The organism is Qipengyuania benthica (assembly GCF_030717865.1).
Lineage (GTDB): Bacteria > Pseudomonadota > Alphaproteobacteria > Sphingomonadales > Sphingomonadaceae > Qipengyuania > Qipengyuania benthica.
The window spans coordinates 583,976-605,076 of record NZ_JAVAIL010000002.1; the positions used below are offsets into that span (position 1 = coordinate 583,976).

At 63.6% G+C, this 21,101-nt stretch carries 15 protein-coding genes; 8 read left to right on the forward strand and 7 right to left on the reverse strand.

The features are described from left to right. Nucleotides 1-198: 198 nt before the first annotated feature. From Q9K01_RS08075 to proB, 3 genes are all read right to left on the reverse strand, one after another. Nucleotides 199-417 (reverse strand): hypothetical protein, encoded by a 219-nt coding sequence (locus Q9K01_RS08075; RefSeq protein ID WP_305929697.1) that lies wholly within the window; start codon nucleotides 415-417, stop codon nucleotides 199-201. Between the two features lie 394 nt (nucleotides 418-811). Further along, the gene (locus Q9K01_RS08080) at nucleotides 812-1,597 is read right to left on the reverse strand and encodes an outer membrane protein assembly factor BamD (protein WP_305929698.1); all 786 of its coding nucleotides are present in this window, start codon (nucleotides 1,595-1,597) and stop codon (nucleotides 812-814) included. A 112-nt stretch (nucleotides 1,598-1,709) separates the two neighbouring features. Next, nucleotides 1,710-2,852: a glutamate 5-kinase gene (proB, locus tag Q9K01_RS08085; RefSeq protein ID WP_305929699.1), complete on the reverse strand. Its 1,143-nt coding sequence runs from the start codon at nucleotides 2,850-2,852 to the stop codon at nucleotides 1,710-1,712. Nucleotides 2,853-3,074: 222 nt separating this feature from the next. On the opposite strand from proB, the gene Q9K01_RS08090 reads away from it, so the two are divergent. The 3 genes from Q9K01_RS08090 to Q9K01_RS08100 all read left to right on the forward strand — a co-directional run bounded on the left by Q9K01_RS08090 (nucleotide 3,075) and on the right by Q9K01_RS08100 (nucleotide 6,329). Then, nucleotides 3,075-3,842, forward strand: coding sequence for a pyrroline-5-carboxylate reductase family protein (locus tag Q9K01_RS08090; protein ID WP_305929700.1), 768 nt, complete (start codon nucleotides 3,075-3,077; stop codon nucleotides 3,840-3,842). 49 nt (nucleotides 3,843-3,891) lie between these two features. Continuing rightward, entirely contained in the window at nucleotides 3,892-5,157 is a 1,266-nt protein-coding gene (locus tag Q9K01_RS08095; protein WP_305929701.1) for a glutamate-5-semialdehyde dehydrogenase, read from the forward strand. Nucleotides 5,158-5,441: 284 nt separating this feature from the next. Next, complete coding sequence (locus tag Q9K01_RS08100; RefSeq protein WP_305929702.1) at nucleotides 5,442-6,329, forward strand: hypothetical protein; 888 nt, start codon at nucleotides 5,442-5,444, stop codon at nucleotides 6,327-6,329. 234 nt (nucleotides 6,330-6,563) lie between these two features. Here Q9K01_RS08100 and Q9K01_RS08105 read toward each other — a convergent pair whose 3' ends face one another. The 4 genes from Q9K01_RS08105 to Q9K01_RS08120 form a co-directional block, all read right to left on the reverse strand. After that, nucleotides 6,564-8,258 (reverse strand): hypothetical protein, encoded by a 1,695-nt coding sequence (locus tag Q9K01_RS08105; RefSeq protein ID WP_305929703.1) that lies wholly within the window; start codon nucleotides 8,256-8,258, stop codon nucleotides 6,564-6,566. Then, nucleotides 8,255-9,985 carry a hypothetical protein gene (locus Q9K01_RS08110; protein ID WP_305929704.1) on the reverse strand — a complete coding sequence of 577 codons (1,731 nt, stop codon included), beginning with the start codon at nucleotides 9,983-9,985 and terminating at the stop codon, nucleotides 8,255-8,257. Before Q9K01_RS08110 ends, Q9K01_RS08105 begins: the two co-directional genes overlap by 4 nt. Nucleotides 9,986-10,168: 183 nt before the next feature. Beyond that, nucleotides 10,169-11,986, reverse strand: coding sequence for a translation elongation factor 4 (gene lepA, locus Q9K01_RS08115; protein WP_305929705.1), 1,818 nt, complete (start codon nucleotides 11,984-11,986; stop codon nucleotides 10,169-10,171). Nucleotides 11,987-12,056: 70 nt separating this feature from the next. Further along, nucleotides 12,057-14,297 (reverse strand): putative bifunctional diguanylate cyclase/phosphodiesterase, encoded by a 2,241-nt coding sequence (locus Q9K01_RS08120; RefSeq protein WP_305929706.1) that lies wholly within the window; start codon nucleotides 14,295-14,297, stop codon nucleotides 12,057-12,059. Between the two features lie 160 nt (nucleotides 14,298-14,457). On the opposite strand from Q9K01_RS08120, the gene Q9K01_RS08125 reads away from it, so the two are divergent. The 5 genes from Q9K01_RS08125 (at nucleotide 14,458) to Q9K01_RS08145 (ending at nucleotide 21,073) form a co-directional block, all read left to right on the forward strand. Further along, nucleotides 14,458-15,765 (forward strand): FAD-dependent oxidoreductase, encoded by a 1,308-nt coding sequence (locus Q9K01_RS08125; protein ID WP_305929707.1) that lies wholly within the window; start codon nucleotides 14,458-14,460, stop codon nucleotides 15,763-15,765. A 42-nt stretch (nucleotides 15,766-15,807) separates the two neighbouring features. Next, nucleotides 15,808-16,668, forward strand: a complete 861-nt coding sequence (locus tag Q9K01_RS08130; RefSeq protein ID WP_340324264.1) for an alpha/beta fold hydrolase — start codon at nucleotides 15,808-15,810, stop codon at nucleotides 16,666-16,668. A gap of 47 nt (nucleotides 16,669-16,715) precedes the next feature. Then, nucleotides 16,716-18,236 (forward strand): MFS transporter, encoded by a 1,521-nt coding sequence (locus Q9K01_RS08135; RefSeq protein WP_305929708.1) that lies wholly within the window; start codon nucleotides 16,716-16,718, stop codon nucleotides 18,234-18,236. A gap of 75 nt (nucleotides 18,237-18,311) precedes the next feature. Further along, the gene (locus Q9K01_RS08140) at nucleotides 18,312-20,063 is read left to right on the forward strand and encodes an N-acyl-D-amino-acid deacylase family protein (protein ID WP_305929709.1); all 1,752 of its coding nucleotides are present in this window, start codon (nucleotides 18,312-18,314) and stop codon (nucleotides 20,061-20,063) included. Beyond that, nucleotides 20,060-21,073, forward strand: a complete 1,014-nt coding sequence (locus Q9K01_RS08145; protein ID WP_305929710.1) for a zinc-dependent alcohol dehydrogenase family protein — start codon at nucleotides 20,060-20,062, stop codon at nucleotides 21,071-21,073. The genes Q9K01_RS08140 and Q9K01_RS08145 overlap by 4 nt, the downstream gene beginning before the upstream one ends. Nucleotides 21,074-21,101 lie beyond the last annotated feature (28 nt).

The window sequence follows — 21,101 nt, forward strand, 5'->3', positions numbered from 1 at the left end:
AATCGATTGAGCATACGGGATCCCCTATCACCCATAAATGGCACCACGTTAGAGAAGAATGGCGCAGTTTAGCTCTGTCGGCAACTGGGTCGTTTCCCGTCAGGCCGCTTTTGGCACGGGATCGCGGCAAGCCGTCAGTCCACTTTCGGTGGTCGCCCGTCGCGGCGCGAAGGTCCGATAGTGGGTGGAAAGCGGTCGCTAAAGGCGATTTGGATTTTTCGGATTGGAGGCACGGCGCTGCCAGAAGCCCCAAACCGTCTGAACTAAGTTCGCGACAATCGTCACCGTCAAGACAGGCCAAAGCCAAGTGTCAGAGATTCCCTCGAACAAATCGAAATGGAGGGAAGCCCAGACGGCGCCAAACAACGTTAAGGTGCCCAACCAGAGATAAACCGAATTGCGTCCGTCCTCGCTCATCAACCTCCCCTTACCACCTTCGAGGAAAGTGGCACGCATACCTATTGTCCGCAACTGGGTCGTTTGGCGACGGGCAGCTTTTGGCACGGAATCGCAGCAAGCGGTCGCTCCGCTTCCGGCCCGACTTTATCGACGCGCTACCCTCCGGGCCAGCGGAGAGCCCGACTTATCTGGGCCGCCGCTCGCCCCCGGAAACCCGCTCTCGTCATTGCGAGGAGCGTAGGAACGCGCCAATCCATGGTTGAGTGCGCGAGTGGTCTCCTTCGCCTGACAAGGCGGATAGCTTCGTCCATGGATCGCCGCGCCGCCTGCGGCGGCTCGCAATTACGAAGGGGTGAGTCAGAGGACGACGGTCGGGGTGGGAAGCTGCGTCCCCCGCCCCCGGCTTCGCCGATCAGCTCGCGGTCACGCCCGCTGCGTGGTCCTGCACCAGTTCGTAGGCGCGGTCGTACCATTTGTTGCCGGGGTAGTTGGCGCCCAGCACGGCCGCGTATTTGACCGCTTCCTCGGGAATCCCCAGCGCCAGGCTGGTTTCGGTCAGGCGGTAGAGCGCCTCGGGGGCGTGACTGGTGGTCTGAAAGTTCTCGACCACGTTCTGGAACCGCATCTGCGCCGCGATCCAGCGGCCGCTGCTCTGGTAATAGCGGCCGATCTCCATTTCCTTGCCCGCGAGGTGATCTTCCACCAGGTCGAGCTTCAACCGCGCATCGGCGGCGTATTCGCTCTGCGGGAAACGGCGGTTGACCTCGGTCAGCGCGGTGCGCGCCTGTTCGGTGATCTTCTGGTCGCGCTGGACGTCGCTGATCTGCTCGTAATAGCTCAGCGCGATCAGGTAATAAGCGTAGGGCGCATCCTTGTTGCCCGGGTGGATCGTCAGGAAGCGCTGCGCCGACTGGATCGCCTTGTTGTAATCGGCACCGGCGTAATAGCTGAACGCGCTCATCAGCTGCGCGCGGCGGGCCCAGGGCGAATAGGGGTGCTGGCGCTCGACCTCGTCGAACAGCGCCGCGGCCAGCGTCGGCTGGTTGCGGTCGAGCCGCTGCTTGGCCACGGTGTAGAGCGATTCGACATCGCGGGCCACATAGGCGGTGTCCCGCTCGCCGCTCCCGGTGGAGGCGCAGGCGCCGGTGAGCAGGGTGGCGCCCGCGAGCGCGGCGGCGAGGATCGGCTTTGTGGTCATGGGGCAGGCCTATAGCCAGCGCCGCGCTGAACGCCAAGTGAAGGTATGGACCCGGCGGCGCTTAATGCACGGAAGCTGCATTTCGGCGGCGCAAGCGCAGGCAAGCGCCGGCTCAGTTCACCCCTTCGGGCGCATCCCACAGCAGATGGCGGTTTTCCAGCATCACCAGATTGGAGCTGCGGATGATCTCGCCCTTGGTGCGATAGCCCAGCAATTGCTCCGCTTCGGTATCGGGATTGTTGATCAGCACGCGCAATTCCTCGGAAGAGAAATCGCTCAGGCCCCGCGCGCGCTCGATCCCGGTGCCGTCGTAGATGTGGAGCACGTCGCCGCGCGCGAAATCGCCATCCATCGAGACCACGTCCTCGCGGCAGATCGGCCGCTCGCCGCTGGCCAGCGCCTTGGCGACGCCCTTGCTGACCGACAGGCTGCCCGCCATCTGCAAGCGGTTGGCGATCCAGCTGTCCCAGCCCGACAGCGGATTGGGATGCGGCAGGACCTTGGTGGAGCGGCGCTCGCCGCTCAGCACGGTGCTCAGCGGACGATCGACCTCCCCTTGCGCGATCCAGGTGGTGCAGCCCGCTTCCTGCGCCATGTTCGCGGCCAGCAGCTTGGTCTCCATCCCGCCGGTGCCCAGCGAGCTCTTGCCCTTGGTCGCATCCATATATTGCGACACGTCCTCGACCTCGGGGATGAAGACCGCGTCGGGATCGTCGGGATTGCGATCGTAGAGCCCGTCGACGCCTGTCAGGATGATCAGATCCTTGGCGCCGATCATCTGCGCCACCTTGGCCGCCAGCCGGTCGTTGTCGCCGACCCGGATCTGTTCGGTTGTGATGGTGTCGTTCTCGTTGACGATCGGCACCACCCCGGCTTTCAGCAGCCGATGGACGGTGTTGCGGGTGTTGAGGAAGCGGCGGTGATCCTCGAAATCGCCCAGCGTCAGCAGGACCTGCGCGATCTCGAAACCGTATTCGTGGCCGACCTGGCGATAGGCGTTGAGCAGCAGCGGCATCCCGCAGGCCGCCGCCGCCTGCTTGTCGGATACTCCCGCGCTTTCGGGCGTTTCCCCCACGAGACGAAGCCCCAGCGCCACCGAGCCCGAGGAGCAGATGATGACGTTGCAGCCATCCGCGCGCAGCCGGTTCACGTCCTCGAGCAGGCGCTGGAGGAAGCCGAACCGCGGGGTGAGCAGGTCCTGGTTGGCCAGCAAGGCCGAACCGATCTTTACGACTACGCTGCGTTGGGTCGTCACGACAAAATCCACCGGGTTGAAAGCAATGAGGTTTCCACATAGATAGCGATGGTGCAGCGCACAACCCGCTAGGTTGAAAACTCTTCACCCTCCGCGCACTTTGAATTGTCGGGGCGGGCGAAGGCACATTATCTTCTTTATAGAGCTTTACGCTCGGCAGTAAATATTCACTTAATGGCCCCTAATCGCAAGGAGCGACTTATCACTTTTTCAAGAGTACTCATGATCGGTTGTGGTAAGATGGGCGGTGCCTTGCTCGACCACTGGATGACGGGCGACGAGGACTTCACCATCGTCGACCCCGGCCTCGAACAGGCACCCGATGGCGCGCGGCTGCTTGCCGATCGCGACGCGCTGGAGGACGAGCGCTTCGATGTCGTCGTGGTCGCGATCAAGCCGCAGATGATCGACGATCTAATTCCGCCCTACCGCGATCACCTCGCGCCGGGCGGCTATGTCCTGTCGATCGCGGCAGGCACCTCCGCCGCCCGGATCGCGCGGGCGATGGGCGGCGCGCCGGTGGTGCGGGTCATGCCCAACCTGCCCGCCGCGGTCGGGCGCGGGGTGAGCGGGCTCTACGCCGCAGATGGCGCCGAGGCTGCGCCGCTGACCCATGCCGAAGCGATGATGCGCCGCACGGGTGCCACCGTGACGGTCGATGGCGAGGACAAGCTCGACCGGGTGACCGCTGTCGCGGGCTCGGGCCCCGGTTACGTCTTCGAGATCACGCGCGCCTATGTCGCAGCGGCGGTCGAGATGGGCTTCTCCGAGGACGAGGCGCGCGCGATGGTGCTGGGCACGATGGGCGGCGCGGTCGCCATGGCCGAGGCGCATGGCGCGGCGGATCTGGAAACCCTGCGCAATTCGGTCACCAGCAAGGGCGGCACCACCGCCGCCGGGCTCGACGCGCTCAATGGCGACGGGCTGATCTCCGCAAGGCTGCGCGACACGCTCGCCGCAGCTTACGACCGGGCGGTGGAGCTGCGCTGACCAGCCCGCTCCCGTCCCCTTCCCTCCTCCTTAAGCAAGGACACAACCGATGAACGACCAGACACTCGACCCGCAGCTCCATATCCACGAGCTCGGCAGCCGCGCCCGCGCCGCCGCGCGCCAGCTGCTCACCGCCAGCACCGAGGCCAAGAACACCGCGCTGACCGAGGCCGCCAAGGCGCTGCGCGCGGCGATGCCCGCTTTGCTCGAGGCCAACTCCAAGGACGTCGCCAGCGTCGCGGGCAAGAAGGACGCGAGCTTCATCGACCGGCTCGAGCTGACCGAGGACCGAGTCGAGGGCATGGCATCCGCGCTCGAGCAGATCGCCGAGCTGCCCGACCCGGTCGGCCGCCAGCTCGCGCAGTTCGACCGCCCCAACGGTTTGAAGATCGAGCGCGTCGCGGTGCCGATCGGGGTGATCGGGATGATCTACGAATCGCGCCCCAATGTCGGCGCCGATGCCAGCGCGCTGTGCCTCAAATCGGGCAATGCGGTGATCCTGCGCGGGGGTAGCGAGAGCCGGCATTCGACCCGCGAGATCGTCGCCTGCATGCAGGCCGGGCTGAAGGCCGCGGGGCTGCCCGCCGATGCGGTGCAGACCGTCCAGACCACCGACCGCGCCGCGGTCGCCGCGCTGCTCCAGGCCGATGAATTCGTCGATCTGGTGATCCCGCGCGGCGGGCGCGGGCTGGTCGAGCTGGTCCGCGACCAGGCCAGCGTTCCCACGCTGCTCCACCTCGACGGCAATTGCCACAGCTATGTCCACGAAGCCGCCGACGTGGACAAGGCGGTCGCGATCATCCGCAACGCCAAGCTGCGCCGCACCGGCGTGTGCGGCGCGACCGAGAGCGTGGTGGTCGACCGCGCGGTGGCCAAGCAGGTCATCCCGCTGCTCGCCGACGTCATGGTGGGCGAATGCGAATTGCGCGGCGACGACGAGGCGGTCGCGATCGACTCGCGCCTCACCCGCGCCAGCGAGGAGGACTGGGACACCGAATATCTCGGCCCGATCGCCAGCGTGAAGATCGTCGATGGCCTCGCCGAGGGCATCGCCTGGGTCGATCAGCACAGCTCGCACCACACCGACGCGATCCTCACCGAGGATGCCGAGGCCGCGCGCCGCTTCATGACCGCGATCGACAGCGCGGTGGTGATGCACAACGCCTCGACCCAGTTCTCCGACGGCGGCGAATTCGGCATGGGTGCCGAGATCGGCATCGCGACGGGCAAGATGCACGCCCGCGGGCCCGTCGGGCTCGAACAGCTCACCAGCTTCAAATATCTGGTGCATGGGGACGGGCAAACCCGTCCGTGACGGGTTTGTTTTTTGTCTAGCCTCAGGCGCCGGCGGGGCCATCCGGCCCCTTAGGCTTGTCCTCGCATAGGCTCGGGTGGGCGGTCGCCCTTGCGACGCCTGCGGCGTCGTCCCAGCACAAGCCATCGGCCTGGTGGCGGAGCACGGACCCGCAAGGGTCCGCAAGGCCGACCGGCCGCCCGCAGGCCCGCCAGGGCCGAGGACACCGCGCGCCCGGATGGGCGTGCGAAAAACAAAAAACCCCGCATTTTCCTACACGCCCCAAATCTGCTTCATCCTCGTGGATGACCGCCCCCGACTCGCCCCCGCCCGCCCCCGACTCGCCAGAAACCCCCGCCCCGCTCGCCCCGCACTCCCCGCGCGGCACGCTCCCCGCCTTCGCCCCCGTCCCGCGGCTCAAGCAGCGCTCCAACGGCTGGACCCCCGCGGTGCAATGCGCCTTCATCGAGGCGCTGGCCGACACCGGCAGCGTGTCGAGCGCCTGCCGCGCGGTCGGGCGCGCCGATCACGGCGCCTATCTGCTGCGCCGCCACCCGGAGGCAGGCGAGTTCCGCGCCGCTTGGGCTGCCGCGCTCGATCTCGGCATCCAGCGGATCGAGGACGTCGCGATGGAGCGCGCGCTCCACGGGGTCGAGGTCCCGGTCTATTCCTACGGCAAGCTCGTCGGCTCCCGCACGGTCCACAACGACCGCCTGCTGATGTTCCTCCTGCGCAACCGCGCGCCCCAGCGCTTCAGCGAGGGCCGCGCCAGGGGGCTGAGCGCGCTCGACCGGATGGAACTCGCGCGGCTCAAGAAGCAGTGGCACAGGGAATGGCGCGAGACCTGGGAAGCCGAGCGCGCGCTGCGCGACACCGAGGAGGAGCAGGAAAGCTACGAGCGGATCGACGCCTGGATCGACACTATGCACACCAACCGGATGCGGCGGATGAGCCCGCGCGCCCGCGCCGCGCTCGACGAGCACAATAGGATCATGGAAGAGGACCGCGCTGCGGGCTACGACCCGTGGCACGACCCCGAGCACCCCGACTACCACGGCGCCGCCGCGCGCGCGGCCGCCGGCGAGTCCGAAGCGATCCGCCTCCCCCCGCCCGGCTGGGGAGAAAAGGAGGAGGAGCCCGAGCAAGAGCCCGGCCCGCGCCGACATGGGCTCAAGGATGAGGGGTGGGAGTGAGCGAAGGCGCTTAGCGCCAAAGTTTGCGCCGCAAACGACGCGCTAGAAGCGGGTGCGCGCAGCGCATCGCGCAACCCGGCCGGCGGGTCGGCGGTAGCTAAACCCGTTCGATGTCATGCGACGCATGGAGCGATTGCCCCAGCAATCGCGGAACGGCGGGTGGCGGTCTGAGCCGGAGATACGAGTTCCGTCCTCGGAAACCCACTCACGCGCAGATGGCAGGCCGCCCTCCTTTTATTCAACGGGAGCCAGAGTCCAAAAATGCGGCGGCAATGGAAGACGGTACTGTCGGCATGCCATCATAATGATCGGCCAAAGGTTAGTTCGTGATGCTGACAGCTCGTAGAATGCTCGACTCGCCTGGATCTCTTTGTCGATCAACTCAATAACCTTCTCAGACCCATTTTCGAGATCGAAGCCATCAAGGCCAACGCCATGCCGCGCGGAGTTCCGGTACAGGTGTTCTTCGGTCGCGGAGTCTGGAAGCCAAAGCTGAAACGTGCAATGCTCCATATTGTTAGCACTGAAATCAGCGAGGTCGCTGAGGGCTTGCTCGTGACGAACAATCGCCAACCAGATCGCGAGGGTAGGATAGAGGATCGAACCGGCGGTTACTTCTTTTCGGTATTCGTCAGAAGGCTGCGGGTGCTCCGCTAAGTCGGTGTATTCCTGCAAAGTGCAAGGATAATACCCGCCACGCCGATAGGCCATGATAGTCGCGTATGTGATCTGCTCAACCCACTTATGAATGAAATCGTGACGATCCTGATGGGCAAGAAACAGGCATGCCATCATGATTTCGATAGCGTGGTCATCTTTGACCGGCGTGAAATAGACTGGGTTTTTCTCAACCATATTGATAAGCGTTCGCTCGACACGCTCTATCTCCGCGCTGAACTGCTGAAGAACCTCATCAGCAGTATCGTCTGGAAGCCGATTTCGCGTCAACAATATCCAGAATCCGTGTAGCGCCACCCTTCCCATCGCATCGAAGAGCTTCAGATTTACATCCAGCGCCGAAGAAGATGGAACCGATGATGCAAGGGCATCTCTGGCCTCGGTTAGAGGATAAACGTGCTCTTCGAGGTAAGCCCCGCCGATACTCCGCTGGAGCTGAATGATCTTGTTGACCGCGCTCTCTAACTCCGTTGCGACCTTTGACTGTTTCTCAAACTGGTCGCGCGTGAAATGCCATGTCCAAAGCACCGCTAGCTCACTGCAAAGGTAGGCTGCTTCCAGGTTCTTCACGTCGCGACACCAAACAAAAATAGTCCACGCTGCGAGGTAAATCTGGCGTACAGCCGTTAGGCGGGCGGCCTTTGTTTTGAAGTCCTGAGAAGCAAGACCGGCAAGGACGCCGTAGAAATGCGTCAGGCAAACTTGAGGTTCATCAACGAATGCAACCGCCTTGCGGAAGTTCGATTGGACTTCCTTCGGGAATATTTTCTCACGCAAGAGCCCCGTTGCGATCAGGTCCGCAAGGTGATCTCCATTCCATTCCTCGAACTCGATCTGCTGAGCAACAGTATGCTTATCGACAAAGCTATCGACCGTCGGACGAATATCCTCATGGATATCGCCGCCAAAACACATGGCGATAACGACCGGGAGGTCCTGATAGCGTTTCGGAATGTGCTTCGGGATATAGTAATCGAGTATTTCGTTGAGTGATGGGCGGAGCGCTTGCTGGCCTACATCCCAATCTGTGCGCTTCAGATCGCCCGATTTAATTGAAAGCAGGTAAAGCGCTTTGCCACCAGTCTTTGGCCATGTGCCGATAGCGGCAACATCGACGCCATATTGCTTCGTTCCTCTCTTGGGGCGAGAAATCACGTTGAAGCCGACTTCACTCAGAATGTCTGGCAATATGACATCCAGTTCATCGCGTTCCTTGAGCGATGTTAGGTATTGTTTGAGGAGTGCCTTCATTTGGGCCGTTCCTCCATTCGAAAGCGCAACCGCAAATAGGCAAGCCTTTCCGGGCAGTGCAAATCCATTCGGGGAATAGGTGTCGAAGTTTCGTGCGATTGGTAAAGCATTTCATGCCTGGTCGGCTCATCCGCCCCGGTCCCGTAGATATAAGAAACCGCACCGCGCCCATAGAGCATCGTTTTGGTGTGGATGAACGATAGGAAGACCGACGATTTGTGCGCTTGCTTCGCTATCTCATGCTGCTCTTTGCGCCTACGATCCCATTGGGCTTGACGCTCAGGCGGTGAAGGCTTGAAGGCATCATTGCCTCGGCCATCAGACAGGCCTTTCAGGTATGCATCTTTCGCCTTCTTGAGCCGCTTCACTGATGGCTTCAATTCCGGTGACGTGTCGAGCACCCTCTCGAACATGGCGATGTCGCCGGGGTAATTCTCAAGCCAGAATGACGCAATCTCGCCTTCCATTGCCTTGAGCACCTCTCCTGAAAGGAATTTGAGGCACGCCGCGAGCAAGGAGACCGCTGGACCACGATCAAGCATCAAATACGCATAGACCTTCCGAACGAGATAGAAGACTTCATTCTGTGAAAGGTTGTGCGGGGCTAGATCGAAGGCATAGAGCTTTACATCAAGCGGAGGGAAAATTCTCGACGCCGCCTCGCCCAAAGGTTGGCGTCCATCAAGCAACAGCTCAACGATATACCAACCAAGAACGCTCGGAGGTTCCGCTGCTAACTTGTGCTTCGTTGAATCAAGTGCATCGATCCCAATGGCCTTCGGGCCATTGGTCAGCATCCCACTTACAACGCGCAACACCAAGTCACGCTCAGCATCAAGATCAAGCCCATAGAGTACCATATCGATCAAATCGATGGTCTGTGGCTGATCCGCCCGAACATCGGACATTAGGTCGAAGATGCTCGCTTTGAGTGAGGGTGGATGCTTGATTTTTTCGAGTATCAACCCACGGACAATCTCGTTAACGACCGCAGGCGACGGGTTGTTGCACGCTGACTGCAGAGCCTCGAACAATTGCGGGGGTTTGTCTTTTTGGTCTTCGATGCCCTGCAAACGGCGATGAATAGCGCTTATCGCGTTCGCGCGATCAAGTTCCATAGTTTCGGGGCCAGAGCGCTCCACGAGAAAGTCATTAGCCGATTGTAGGTGTTCGCCGCATAGCTCCATATAACCGAGTGCCATTACGGCGTGGCGGCGCATGACAGGACGCTGGTCATCGCAGATCGCAACAGCTCGGCTCACCGCTTCGCCAGCGTTCACTTTGGCAAATGCCAGTAAAGTGCTTAGCAGGAGTGGGCTATCACGGGTGTCAGACTCCAAAGCGCTGAGGGCTTCTTCGCTCTTCGAAGCGTGAGACTCCAGCCATTTCTCGAACATCGAAATAGCACTGTGTTCCGATCCCGGCTGTTCGCACAAATCTATCAACGCATGGCTAATTCCAAGCAACTCTGAAAGCTCACCATCAAGCTTGGGCAACACTTCGGCCAAAACTTGCTCAACGCTGCGCGACTTTTCTCGGGTCAAGTCGGAGAGTGTTTTAGCGTTGATTTGGGAGTATAGCTCAGTTTCTTTACCTTGCATGAGTCGGACTAGTGCAGAAGCTACGTTTTCAGCTGCGCGAAATGACACGTTTGTCAAATACGCTAGCAGGTCGCCACCCGCCAGAGCGGCCTGAAGCTCAGAATTGTAGTCAGCGCTTTCGTCCATTAGTCGACTGGCAGCCTCTCGCTAAGTAACATCCTACTCCTCCCCATCCGCAGCGCCGCAATAAGCGCCTCCTGCGGGATCGACACATTGCCATACTCACGCATCGGTGTGGTCGGGAAAACAGTCCCCCGGACTGTTTTCTGATCCTCCCACATTGCCCTCATTCTGCGCTGATGAGGAAACCTACTCCTCCCCCATCCGCAGCGCGGCAATGAACGCCTCCTGCGGAATGCTCACGTTCCCATACTCGCGCATCCGCGCCTTGCCCTTCTTCTGCTTGTCGAGCAGCTTCTTCTTGCGGCTGATGTCGCCGCCGTAGCATTTGGCGGTCACGTCCTTGCGCAGCGCGGCGATGGTTTCGCGGGCGATCACCTTGCCGCCGATCGCGGCCTGGATCGGGATCTTGAACAGGTGGCGCGGGATCAGGTCCTTGAGCCGCTCGCACATGCCGCGGCCGCGCTCCTCGGCGACCGCGCGGTGGACGATCAGGCTGAGCGCGTCGACCGGCTCGTTGTTGACGAGGATGCTCATCTTGACGAGATCGCCCTCGCGCAGCCCGATCTGCTCGTAGTCGAAGCTGGCGTAGCCGCGGCTGATGCTTTTCAGGCGATCGTAGAAGTCGAACACCACCTCGTTGAGCGGCAGCTCGTAGGTCACCTGCGCGCGGCCGGCGACATAGGTGAGATCGGTCTGGATCCCGCGGCGGTCCTGGCACAGCTTGAGGATCGAGCCGAGATAGTCGTCGGGGGTGTAGATCACCGCCTTGATCCACGGCTCCTCGATCATCTCGATCCGGCTGGGGTCGGGGTAATCGGCCGGATTGTGCAGCTCGATGACCTTGGCGTCCTCGTTCTTGGTGTGCCCCAATGCGATGCGATAGACCACCGAGGGCGCGGTGGTGATGAGGTCGAGATCGTATTCGCGGGTCAGCCGTTCCTGGATGATTTCCAGATGCAGCAGGCCGAGGAACCCGCAGCGGAAGCCGAAGCCCAGCGCGGCGGAGCTTTCCATCTCGTAGGAGAAGCTGGCGTCGTTGAGCCGCAGCTTGCCGATGCTCTCGCGCAGCTTCTCGAACTCGGCGGCGTCGACCGGGAACAGCCCGCAGAACACCACCGGCTGGACTTCCTTGTAGCCCGCCAGCGCCTTGGTCGCGCCGCCCTTGACCGTGGTGATGGTGTCGCCGACGCGGGCCTGCTCGACCTCCTTGATCTGCGCGGTGATGAAGCCGATTTCGCCCGGGCCCAGCTCGGGGAGCTCGACGCGCTTGGGGGTGAAGGCGCCGACGCGGTCGATCAGATGCTGCGTGCCGCCCTGCATGAAGCGCACGCCCTGGCCCTTCTTGAGCACGCCGTCGATCACCCGGACGAGGATGACCACGCCGAGATAGGGGTCGTACCAGGAGTCGACCAGCATGGCCTTGAGCGGTGCCTCGCGGTCGCCCACGGGGGGCGGGATGCGCTTGACCACGGCTTCCAGCACCTCGGCGATGCCGATGCCGGATTTGGCGCTGGTGAGCACCGCGTCGTCGGCGGGGAGGCCGATGATGTCCTCGATCTCGGCCTTGACCTTGTCGGGGTCGGCGGCGGGGAGATCGATCTTGTTGATCACGGGGACGATCTCGTGGTCGTGCTCGATCGACTGGTAGACGTTGGCAAGCGTCTGCGCCTCGACCCCTTGCGCGGCGTCGACCACCAGCAGCGCGCCCTCGCAGGCGGCGAGGGAGCGGGAGACCTCATAGGCGAAGTCGACATGGCCGGGCGTGTCCATGAGGTTGAGGTGGTAGGTCTCGCCATCCTCGGCGGTGTAGCGAAGGTTGACGGTCTGGGCCTTGATGGTGATCCCGCGCTCGCGCTCGATGTCCATGTTATCAAGGACTTGCTCGCTCATCTCGCGCAGGGTCAGCCCGCCGCAATGCTGGATCAGCCGGTCGGCGAGCGTGGACTTGCCATGATCGATATGCGCGATGATGGAAAAATTGCGGATCTTGGAAAGGTCGGTCATCGCCCCCGCGCATAGCCGCGCCGGCACCGCGCGCCAAGCGACAGATTGGGAAGGAATGCGCGCCCTCGGATCAAGCCGCCTGACGGGTCCCGGTTGCCGCGCGCGGAGGACCGACTTCGACCTCGGCGAACTTCCGCCCCCCCGGGTCGCTCGCCTGCTGATCGCCGAACAGCATGGTGTAGGCATCCTGCGGCAGCGCGGTAAGCGGTCGGCCCGCTGCCTCGATCTCGTAAGGCGAAACGCGGTGGCGCGTGCACCAGCCTTCGGCGCCGTCGCTGATCAACGGGTGTTCGAACTCGATCCCCTGGACCGCCCCGCGCGAGCGCCGCACCGTGCCTACAGCCAATTGCCCGCCGCCCAGATCGAGCACGCAAGCGGTCCCGACCGGGACATCCGCCAGACCTTCGATCATGGCGCCGGTCTTCGACAGATTGCGCATCACCGCGCGATAACGGTAATCCTCGATGATCACGCCGATGCGGCGGAACACGGTACGACGATCCGCGCGATATTTCTCGGGGCCACGTGCTTCGTATTCTAGCGAGCCGGTCTGGAGCAGCGCCATCACATCGTCATTGGGCAGGGCAGCGGAGAAGATGTAGCCCTGGACATGGCTCGCGCCGCGTTCCTTGACCAGTTCGAGTTCGTCCTTGGTCTCGACCCCTTCGGCCACGGTCTGCATGTCGAGCGCTTCGGCGAGGCCGACGATCGCGCTCATGATGGCACGGTTGTTGTTGCCCGACTCGGTCGCTCCGCGCACGAAGCTCTGGTCGATCTTGATCTTGTCGAAGGGCGCGGTGCGCAGATAGCTCAGGGAAGAATAGCCGGTGCCGAAATCGTCGAGCGCCAGCCTGACGCCGATCGCCTTGAGCTCCTCGAACATGCGCTGGGTGCGACCGGTATCGCCCAGAAACACCGATTCGGTGATTTCCAGCTCGAGCCGGTTGGGGTCGAGACCGGTCGATTTGAGCACCCGCTCGACGATGCCGGAAAAATCGTCGTGGACGAACTGGATCGCCGAGACATTGACCGCGACGCGCAGCGGCACCGGCCAGGCCGCGGCGTCTCGGCAGGCCCGCTCCAGCGCCCAGTCGCCCAGCGCCTTGATCTCGTTGATTTCTTCGGCGACCGGAATGAACTCGGCCGGTGGAATGAAGCCTTTGTCCGGATGCTCCCAGCGCATCAGCGCCTCGAAGCACGAGACCTCGTTGGTGGAAACGTCGATGATCGGCTGGTAATGCATCGCCATCTCGTTCTTGACGAGTGCGTCCCGCAGGTCCTCCTCGACCTGGCGGCGATGATTGGCTCCGTCCTTCAGATCGCTCGAGTAGAACCGGTATTTGCCGCGTCCGCTGCCCTTCGCGCTGTAGAGCGCGAGATCGGCGGCCTTGACGATCTCCTCGGAATCGAGACCGTCATAAGGCGCGATCGCCACGCCGATCGAAGCACCGACGATCGCGCGCAAGCCGTTGATCGAATAGGGCTGCGAGAGCATCTGGATCAGCTGACTGCTCAGATCCCCCAGCACGCCGCGATCGTCGATATTGGGCAGCATGATCTGGAACTCGTCGCCCCCGACGCGGCCGATATCGCCCATGTGGCCGACCATCTGCTGCAACCGCGCCGCGAACTGCTTGAGCAATTCGTCGCCCGCAGGGTGGCCCAGCGTATCGTTGACCTGCTTGAAGCGGTCGAGATCGAGCATCATCAGTGCGCAGCACTGCTTGGAATTGCGATAGGACTTAAGCGTCTTGTCGAGCCGCATCTCCATACGGCGACGGTTGGACAGACCCGTCAGCGAATCGAATTGCGCCATGCGCTCGGCATCGCGCTGCTTTTCGCGACTGGAGGTGATGTTCTTGGCACTGCCGCGGTAACCGGTGAATTCGCCGGAATCATCGTGTTGCGGCTTGCCGGCGATCTCCCAGAACGTGGTATCCCTTGCCCGGGTTACCGACACCGGCAGTTCGGAGATGGAATTGCGCGCGCCGAGCAGGAAAGCGAGGGGACGCCCCTCGCGCTCCTCGGTGCCATCGGAATCGGTGGTGAACAGTTCGGTCAACGGCGTACCGAGGATGTCCTCGGGCGCCCAGCCATGCGCTTCGCAGGCCGAATGCGTCAGATAGGTCAGACGGCCATCGGCGTCGGTTGCCCAGAACCAGCCGAGCCCGGCCTTTTCAAAGGTATCGAGCAATTCGAGCCGGCGCGCGGCCTCGTCGTCCCCGAGGGGAACGGCCTGCCGCATCGAACCCGCCCCGTCGTTCGCTCCTGCATTGCGCGATACGCGCGAGAAAAAACCGCCCATGGCCATGTGCCAAGGCCTCCTGATTTGCATGCTGCCGGTCGCGAACCGTTGTTGTCACGCATGGGCCTAGCCGGGAATTCTTGACGAATGGATAACCACCCGCGGCTCGCGCTTGCGCTTGCCAGCGCCCGACACTCCCGCCATGCTCGCGTCCGGAGTTTCGAACATGCGTCATATTGCGATCATCGGTTCCGGACCCGCAGGCTATTACACGGCGGAAGCGGCCCAGAAGCGCTGGGACGACGAGGCTCGGATCGATATTTTCGACCGTCTGCCGGTGCCTTTCGGCCTCATCCGCACCGGGGTCGCGCCCGATCATCAGTCGATCAAAGGCGTCGCGCGCCGCTACGAAAAAACCGCGCTGACCGACCATGTCCGCTTCGTCGGCAATGTCGCTGTCGGCGACCATATCTCCGTGGCCGAATTGCAGGCGCTTTACGATGCCGTCATTCTGGCCACGGGCGCGCCCGAGGATCGCTCGCTCGGCCTCGACGGAGAAAATCTCGATAACGTCTTTGGCAGCGCGGGCTTCGTAGGCTGGTACAACGGCCATCCCCAGTTTGCAGGGCTCGATCCCGATCTCTCCGGTCGCCATGCCGTCGTCATCGGGATGGGCAACGTCGCGCTCGACGTGGCACGGATTCTCGCCAAGACCGAGCGCGAATTCGCCGCTTCCGACATCGTCGCGCACGCGCTCGACGCGCTGACTGCGAGCCGAATAGAGACCATCACCATCCTGGGCCGTCGCGGTCCGCACAATATCCTCATGACACCCAAGGAACTTGGCGAACTGGCGCAGCTCGAACGCGCCAGCCCCCGCGTCGATCCGGCCGATCTGCCGCCGATCGACGAAGACGCCATGCTCGACCCGGGTCTGCGCAAATCGGTCGCCCTTCTGCGCAGCTTCGCGGCAATCCCGGACCGCGATCGCGCCGGTAAGCCGGTCAGCATCGACTTCGACTTCTATTGCAGTCCGCAGGCCTTGCTGGGCGAAGACGGGAAGGTCCGCGCCGTCAGGGTCGAGCGCACCGCGGTGTTGGGAGGGCGCCCGGTCGGCACCGGCGAGACTTACGAACTGCCGGCCCATCTGGTGGTGAGCTGTATCGGCTATCGCACCGCGCCCATCCCCAAGGTGCCCTATGACGAGCGCGCCGGCCACTTCTCAAACGAAGATGGCCGGATCGGGCCGGGACTCTACTGTGTCGGCTGGGCCAAGCGCGGTCCCTCGGGCACCATCGGAACCAATCGGCCCGATGGGTATGCGGTGATCGATCTGGTGGCGGAGGAGATCGGCGCCGGCGAAGGTAGGCGCGGTCGTGAGGGCTTCGACGAACTGGCCGAAGCGCGCGGGATCGACGTGGTCACATTCAACGACTGGAAGAAGATCGAGCAGGCGGAGATCGCCGCCGCGCGCGAGGGCGCGCCGCGCGAAAAATTCGTCGATGTCGCCAGCATGATTGCCGCGCGCGGCTGATTGGCCGATGGGGCAGCTCGACAAGCAACCCAGGATGACCGCGTGACCCGATTTGCGTCGAATACCATGACCGCCACCATCGAAATGGTCCGGGCCGGCGGTCGCATCCTGCGCGTTGCGCATTGGCGGCTGGGCGAGCCATCCGATCACCCGCCGATCCTGTTCTTCAACGGCATCGGTGCCAATATCGAGGTACTCTCCCCGCTGGCCGAGCGGCTGACCGAGCGCGGGTTCGTGATGTTCGACATGCCGGGCACCGGCGAGAGCCCGGATCCCGCAATACCCTACAACCCTGCGACCATCAGCTGGACCGCCGCGCAAATCCTGGACCGGCTCGGGCTGGACCAGGTCGATGTGATGGGAATCAGCTGGGGCGGCGCAATCGCGCAGCAATTCGCGCTCCAGCATCCCGGGCGCACCCGCCGCCTCGTGCTGGCCGCGACCACGGCAGGCATGCCGATGGTGCCGGGCGATCCCGCCTCCCTTGGCCAACTGATCGATCCGAGCCGGTACGCCGATCCAAGGTTTTTGAACGAGCTCTTCATGTCGCTCTATGGCGGGATGGCCCGACGCGAAGGCATCGAGGCGGACCATATCGGGAGGCTCAAGCCGCCTTCCCCCGTCGGTTACGCCTATCAACTCTTCGCGATCGCGGGGTGGACCAACCTCCCGGCGCTGCCTCTCCTGAACAAGGAGGTGCTGATCATGATGGGGGCGGACGACACCATAGTGCCGCCGATCAACGGCAACATTCTGGCCACAGCGATCCCGAACTCGCGGCTGGAGGTATTCGAGGGGGGCGGTCACCTGTTCTTGTTGACGCATGCCTGCCAGTCCGTAGCCTGCCTGCGCGACTTCCTCGACGCTCCGCCATCCGCAGCGGAGCTGAAGCGCGCGGCTTGAATCTTCATGGGGCGCGTCGACCTCCGGCAACATTTCGAAGGAATACGATGGAATCAGCCCAGCCCGATCCGATCGTCCGACCGCTCTCGGGGGGATTTCCCGCAGCTTCTCACCCAACACCTCGTCTCTCCCGGGGCGAAGGCGGCGCGCTCGACCGGGCGGGCTTCGCCTGGGCGGTGTTCGAATGGGCGCGCAATCCCTATTACATTCTGATCGTCATCTATGTCTTCGCGCCCTATTTCGCGCGCGACATCATCGGCGCGGACCTGCTGGCGAGCGGGGCGCTGGCCGATCTCGGTCCCGAAGCCGCGCTGGCCGCAGCCAATGCCCAGGGACAGGCGACGATCGCCTCGGTCACCAAATGGGCCGGTATCATCGCCGCGCTGACCGCCCCCTTCCTCGGTGCCGCGCTCGATCGCGGTGGGCGGCTCAAACCGGTGCTGGCGGTCGCGCTGGCGACGATCGCGATCAGTTCGTGCCTGTTGTGGTTCGCAAGGCCCGGCGGCCAAGGCCTGCCGATCCCGGCAATCATGGCGCTGCTGGTGGTGGCCTATGTCGCCTTCACCTATTCCGAGGTCACCCACAACGCGATGCTCAGCGTCGCGGGGCGACCGGACCGGCTGTCGATGATTTCCGGGCTCGGCCTGGGACTCGGAAATCTCGCCGCCACACTGATCTTCGTCGCGCTGGTGATGCTGTTCGTGCTCCCCGCGCTGACCGGCTGGCCCTTCGCCGCGCCGCTGTTCGGAATCGATGTCGGCGAATTCGAACACATGCGTCTTGCGGGACCGATCTGCGGCGTGTGGCTGATGCTCTTCTCGATCCCCTTCTTCCTCAACGCCAGGGACCCCGGTGTCCCCGGAGCCAGCTGGCGCGCGGCGCTGGTGGACGGGTCGAGGAGCGTCCTGCGCACTCTGCGCGAGGCGGCGCAATATCGCGAGCTGATGAAATTCCTGATCGCGCGGATGTTCTATGCCGATGCGATGGCGGCGCTGCTGGCGCTGGGCGCGGTCTATGTCGCGCTGTTCCTGGGCTGGGGCTTTCTCGAGATGCTCTGCTACGCGATCTTCGCCTCGGCCTGCGCTTTTTGCGGCGGGCTGCTGGGCGGCTGGCTCGACACCAGGCTCGGGGTGAAGCGCGCGTTGATCGTGGAGATCGTCGCCATGGTAGCCGCGCTGGTCGTCCAATTGAGCATCACCCGCGACAGCCTCGCCTTCGGCTTGATCGCCAACTACACCGTCTGGGACGGGTTGGCGTTCCGGACCTTGTCCGACGTGGTCTATCTCTCGCTGATCAGCGTGGTCGCGGTCGCGGCCACCGCGAGCATCTCCTCGAGCCGATCGATGCTCGTGACCCTTGCCCCGACAGGGCGCAGCGGCGAGTTCTTCGGGCTCTACGCCATCGCCGGCACGATCACGGTGTGGATGGGGCCGCTGCTGGTCGAGTATTTCACGCTGTGGTTCACCGATCAGCGGATCGGCATGGCCTCGATCTCGATCCTGTTCGCCATCGGGCTGACCGCGCTGCTGTTCGTCCGCATGCCCGAGCGTAGCAGTAGCACCGCCTAGCGCGATCCCGCCGACAACCGGCTGGACTCATCGGTTGCAATGTGGAACCTTCCTCGGCGGAGAGAGGAGCACAACATGCCCGCATTCGACCTGATCATTCGCAACGGCACCATCGTCGATGGCACCGGAGAAAGCCGCTTTACCGGAGACATCGCGATCAAGGACGGCCTGATCGCGCAGGTCGGCAGCGTCGCCGGCGATGCGGCGGAGGAAATCGATGCCGCAGGGCATCTCGTGACGCCCGGCTTCGTCGACATCCACACCCATTACGACGGCCAGGCGACCTGGGACCAGGAAATGGCGCCCTCGAGCTGGCACGGGGTCACCACCGTGGTGATGGGCAATTGCGGCGTCGGCTTCGCGCCCGCGCGGCCCGACCAGCACGAATGGCTGATCGGGCTGATGGAAGGCGTCGAGGACATCCCCGGCACCGCTCTGGCCGAAGGCATGACGTGGAAGTGGGAGAGCTTCCCGGAATATCTCGATGCGCTGGAAGAACTGCCGCGCACGGTCGATGTCGCGACTCATGTCCCGCATGGCGCGGTGCGCGCCTATGTGCTGGGCGAGCGCGAGCGGCCCGGGGCGGTCCCGACCGCCGACGACATCGCGCGCATGGCGCAGATTGTCGAGGAAGGCGTGCGCGCCGGCGCTCTCGGCTTCTCGACCAGCCGCACCGTGATCCACCGCGATATCGACGGCGAGGTCGTCCCGGGCACCACCGCCACCGCCGAGGAATTGATCGAAATCGGCCGTGCGATGGGGCGCGCCGGGCACGGCGTGTTCGAGATGGCCAGCGACATGAAGCGCGAGTGGGACGAATTCGGCTGGATGGGCGCCATGAGCCGCGAGACCGGCCTTCCCGTCACCTTTGCCGCGCTGCAATCGATCGCCAAGGAAATGCCGCTCGACGAGCAGATCGCCGCGATGCGCGCCGAGAACGACAATGGCGCCAATATCGTCGCGCAGATCGCGCTGCGCGGCAATGGCATCGTGATGGCGTGGCAGGGCACGGTCCATCCGTTCCGGTTCCGCCCGAGCTTCCAGGCGATCGAGACCCTGCCGTGGGAGGAACAGCGCGCGAAGCTGCTCGATCCCGAATTCAAGGCGCAGTTGCTGTCCGAACAGAACGACATGTCGCAGGTCAATCAGGATATCCTGCCGCTGGTGATGGTGGTGTGCGGCGGCTGGGCGATGCAATATCAGATGGATTCCGATTTCGATTACGAGCCCCAGCCCGAGGAAAGTATCGCCGCGCGCGCGGAGGCGGCGGGCAGAACGGGCGAGGAATACGCCTACGATCTGCTGTGCAGCGACGAGGGCAAGGGCTTCATCTATCTGCCGATCCTCAACTACGCCGATGGCAATCTCGACTTCCTCGAGACGCTCCAGCAGGATTCCGACACGGTCAATTCGCTCTCCGATGGCGGCGCGCATTGCGGGACGATCTGCGATGCCGCCTCACCCACCTTCATGCTCCAGCATTGGGTGCGCGATCGGGCGCGCGGCACGATCGGGCTCGAGAATGCGATCAAGCGCCAATGCGCCGATACCGCACGACTCTACGGGCTGGAGGATCGCGGCATCATCGCGCCGGGCTATCTCGCCGATCTCAACATCATCGATTTCGAGCGGCTCAAGCTGGGCAAGCCCTGGCTGGCCTTCGACCTGCCCGCGGGCGGCAAGCGGTTGCTCCAGAAGGCCGAGGGTTATGTGGCAACGATCAAACACGGCGCCGTCACCTTCCGCGAGGGCGCATGGACCGGGGCCACGCCCGGCGGGCTGATCCGCGGTCCGCAGCGGGTCGAGCTGGCGGAGGCCGCCGAATGAAGGCCATCCGCACGGGAGCGACGCCCTCCACGCTCGAAGCGCTCGAATATGTCGATATCGACGACGCCAAGGCTCCCGGCCCCGGCGAGATCATAGTGGCCCTCAAAGCTAGCTCGCTGAATTACCACGATTATGCGGTGGTCAGGGGGATGATCCCCACGCCGCAGGGCCGCATCCCGATGTCCGACGGAGCAGGAGAGGTGACCGCGGTCGGCGATGGCGTGACCGAGTTTTCGGTCGGCGACAGCGTCGTCAGCACCTTCTTCCCCGAATGGCTCGATGGCGCGCCGCTCAGCTCCGCCTTTACCGGCGTTCCAGGCGACGGCATCGACGGCTACGCCCGCGAGCATGTGACCGCCTCGGCGGCGTCCTTCACCCGCGCCCCCACCGGCTTTTCGCATGCCGAGGCTGCTACCCTGACCTGCGCCGGAGTGACCGCCTGGCGAGCGCTGTTCGTCGACTATTCGCTCAAGCCGGGCGACACGGTGCTGGTCCAAGGTACCGGCGGTGTCTCGATCTTCGCGCTGCAACTGGCGAAAGCGGCGGGTGCGACGGTGATTGCGACAAGTTCCTCAGACGCCAAACTCGAACGGGTGAAGGAACTCGGAGCGGATCATCTGATCAATTACAAGGAAGTCGAGGCCTGGGGCCCAAGGGCGCTGGAACTGACCGGCGGGCGCGGCGTCGACTGCGTCGTCGAGATCGGCGGCGCGGGTACGCTCGATCAGTCGATGCTGGCGACCAGGATCGGCGGCCATGTCGCGCTGCTCGGAGTGCTGGCCGGGATGGCCGGCCCGGTCCAGACCGCGCTGCTGTTCTCGAAAAACCTGAAGGTTCAGGGGCTAACGGTGGGCAGCCGGGCAATGCAGCTCGACCTGATCGCCGCGATCGAGGCCAATGGCATCCGCCCGGTGATCAGCGACAGTTTCGCGATGCAGGAACTCGCCGATGCCTTCCGCCATCAGGAAGCCAACAAGCACTTCGGCAAGATCGCGGTGGAGATCGGGTAGCAACCCGCTCTAAGCTGGTTTTAAGAAT

Excerpts from the sequence above, each read along its gene's own strand:
- Q9K01_RS08100 (WP_305929702.1), top strand. The coding sequence starts at position 5,442 with ATGACCGCCCCCGACTCGCCCCCGCCCGCCCCCGACTCGCCAGAAACC.
- Q9K01_RS08090 (WP_305929700.1), top strand. The coding sequence starts at position 3,075 with ATGATCGGTTGTGGTAAGATGGGCGGTGCCTTGCTCGACCACTGGATG.
- Q9K01_RS08105 (WP_305929703.1), bottom strand. The coding sequence starts at position 8,258 with ATGAAGGCACTCCTCAAACAATACCTAACATCGCTCAAGGAACGCGAT.
- Q9K01_RS08140 (WP_305929709.1), top strand. The coding sequence starts at position 18,312 with ATGCCCGCATTCGACCTGATCATTCGCAACGGCACCATCGTCGATGGC.
- Q9K01_RS08145 (WP_305929710.1), top strand. The coding sequence starts at position 20,060 with ATGAAGGCCATCCGCACGGGAGCGACGCCCTCCACGCTCGAAGCGCTC.
- Q9K01_RS08075 (WP_305929697.1), bottom strand. The coding sequence starts at position 417 with ATGAGCGAGGACGGACGCAATTCGGTTTATCTCTGGTTGGGCACCTTA.
- Q9K01_RS08095 (WP_305929701.1), top strand. The coding sequence starts at position 3,892 with ATGAACGACCAGACACTCGACCCGCAGCTCCATATCCACGAGCTCGGC.
- Q9K01_RS08135 (WP_305929708.1), top strand. The coding sequence starts at position 16,716 with ATGGAATCAGCCCAGCCCGATCCGATCGTCCGACCGCTCTCGGGGGGA.
- Q9K01_RS08120 (WP_305929706.1), bottom strand. The coding sequence starts at position 14,297 with ATGGCCATGGGCGGTTTTTTCTCGCGCGTATCGCGCAATGCAGGAGCG.
- lepA (WP_305929705.1), bottom strand. The coding sequence starts at position 11,986 with ATGACCGACCTTTCCAAGATCCGCAATTTTTCCATCATCGCGCATATC.
- Q9K01_RS08080 (WP_305929698.1), bottom strand. The coding sequence starts at position 1,597 with ATGACCACAAAGCCGATCCTCGCCGCCGCGCTCGCGGGCGCCACCCTG.
- Q9K01_RS08125 (WP_305929707.1), top strand. The coding sequence starts at position 14,458 with ATGCGTCATATTGCGATCATCGGTTCCGGACCCGCAGGCTATTACACG.
- Q9K01_RS08110 (WP_305929704.1), bottom strand. The coding sequence starts at position 9,985 with ATGGACGAAAGCGCTGACTACAATTCTGAGCTTCAGGCCGCTCTGGCG.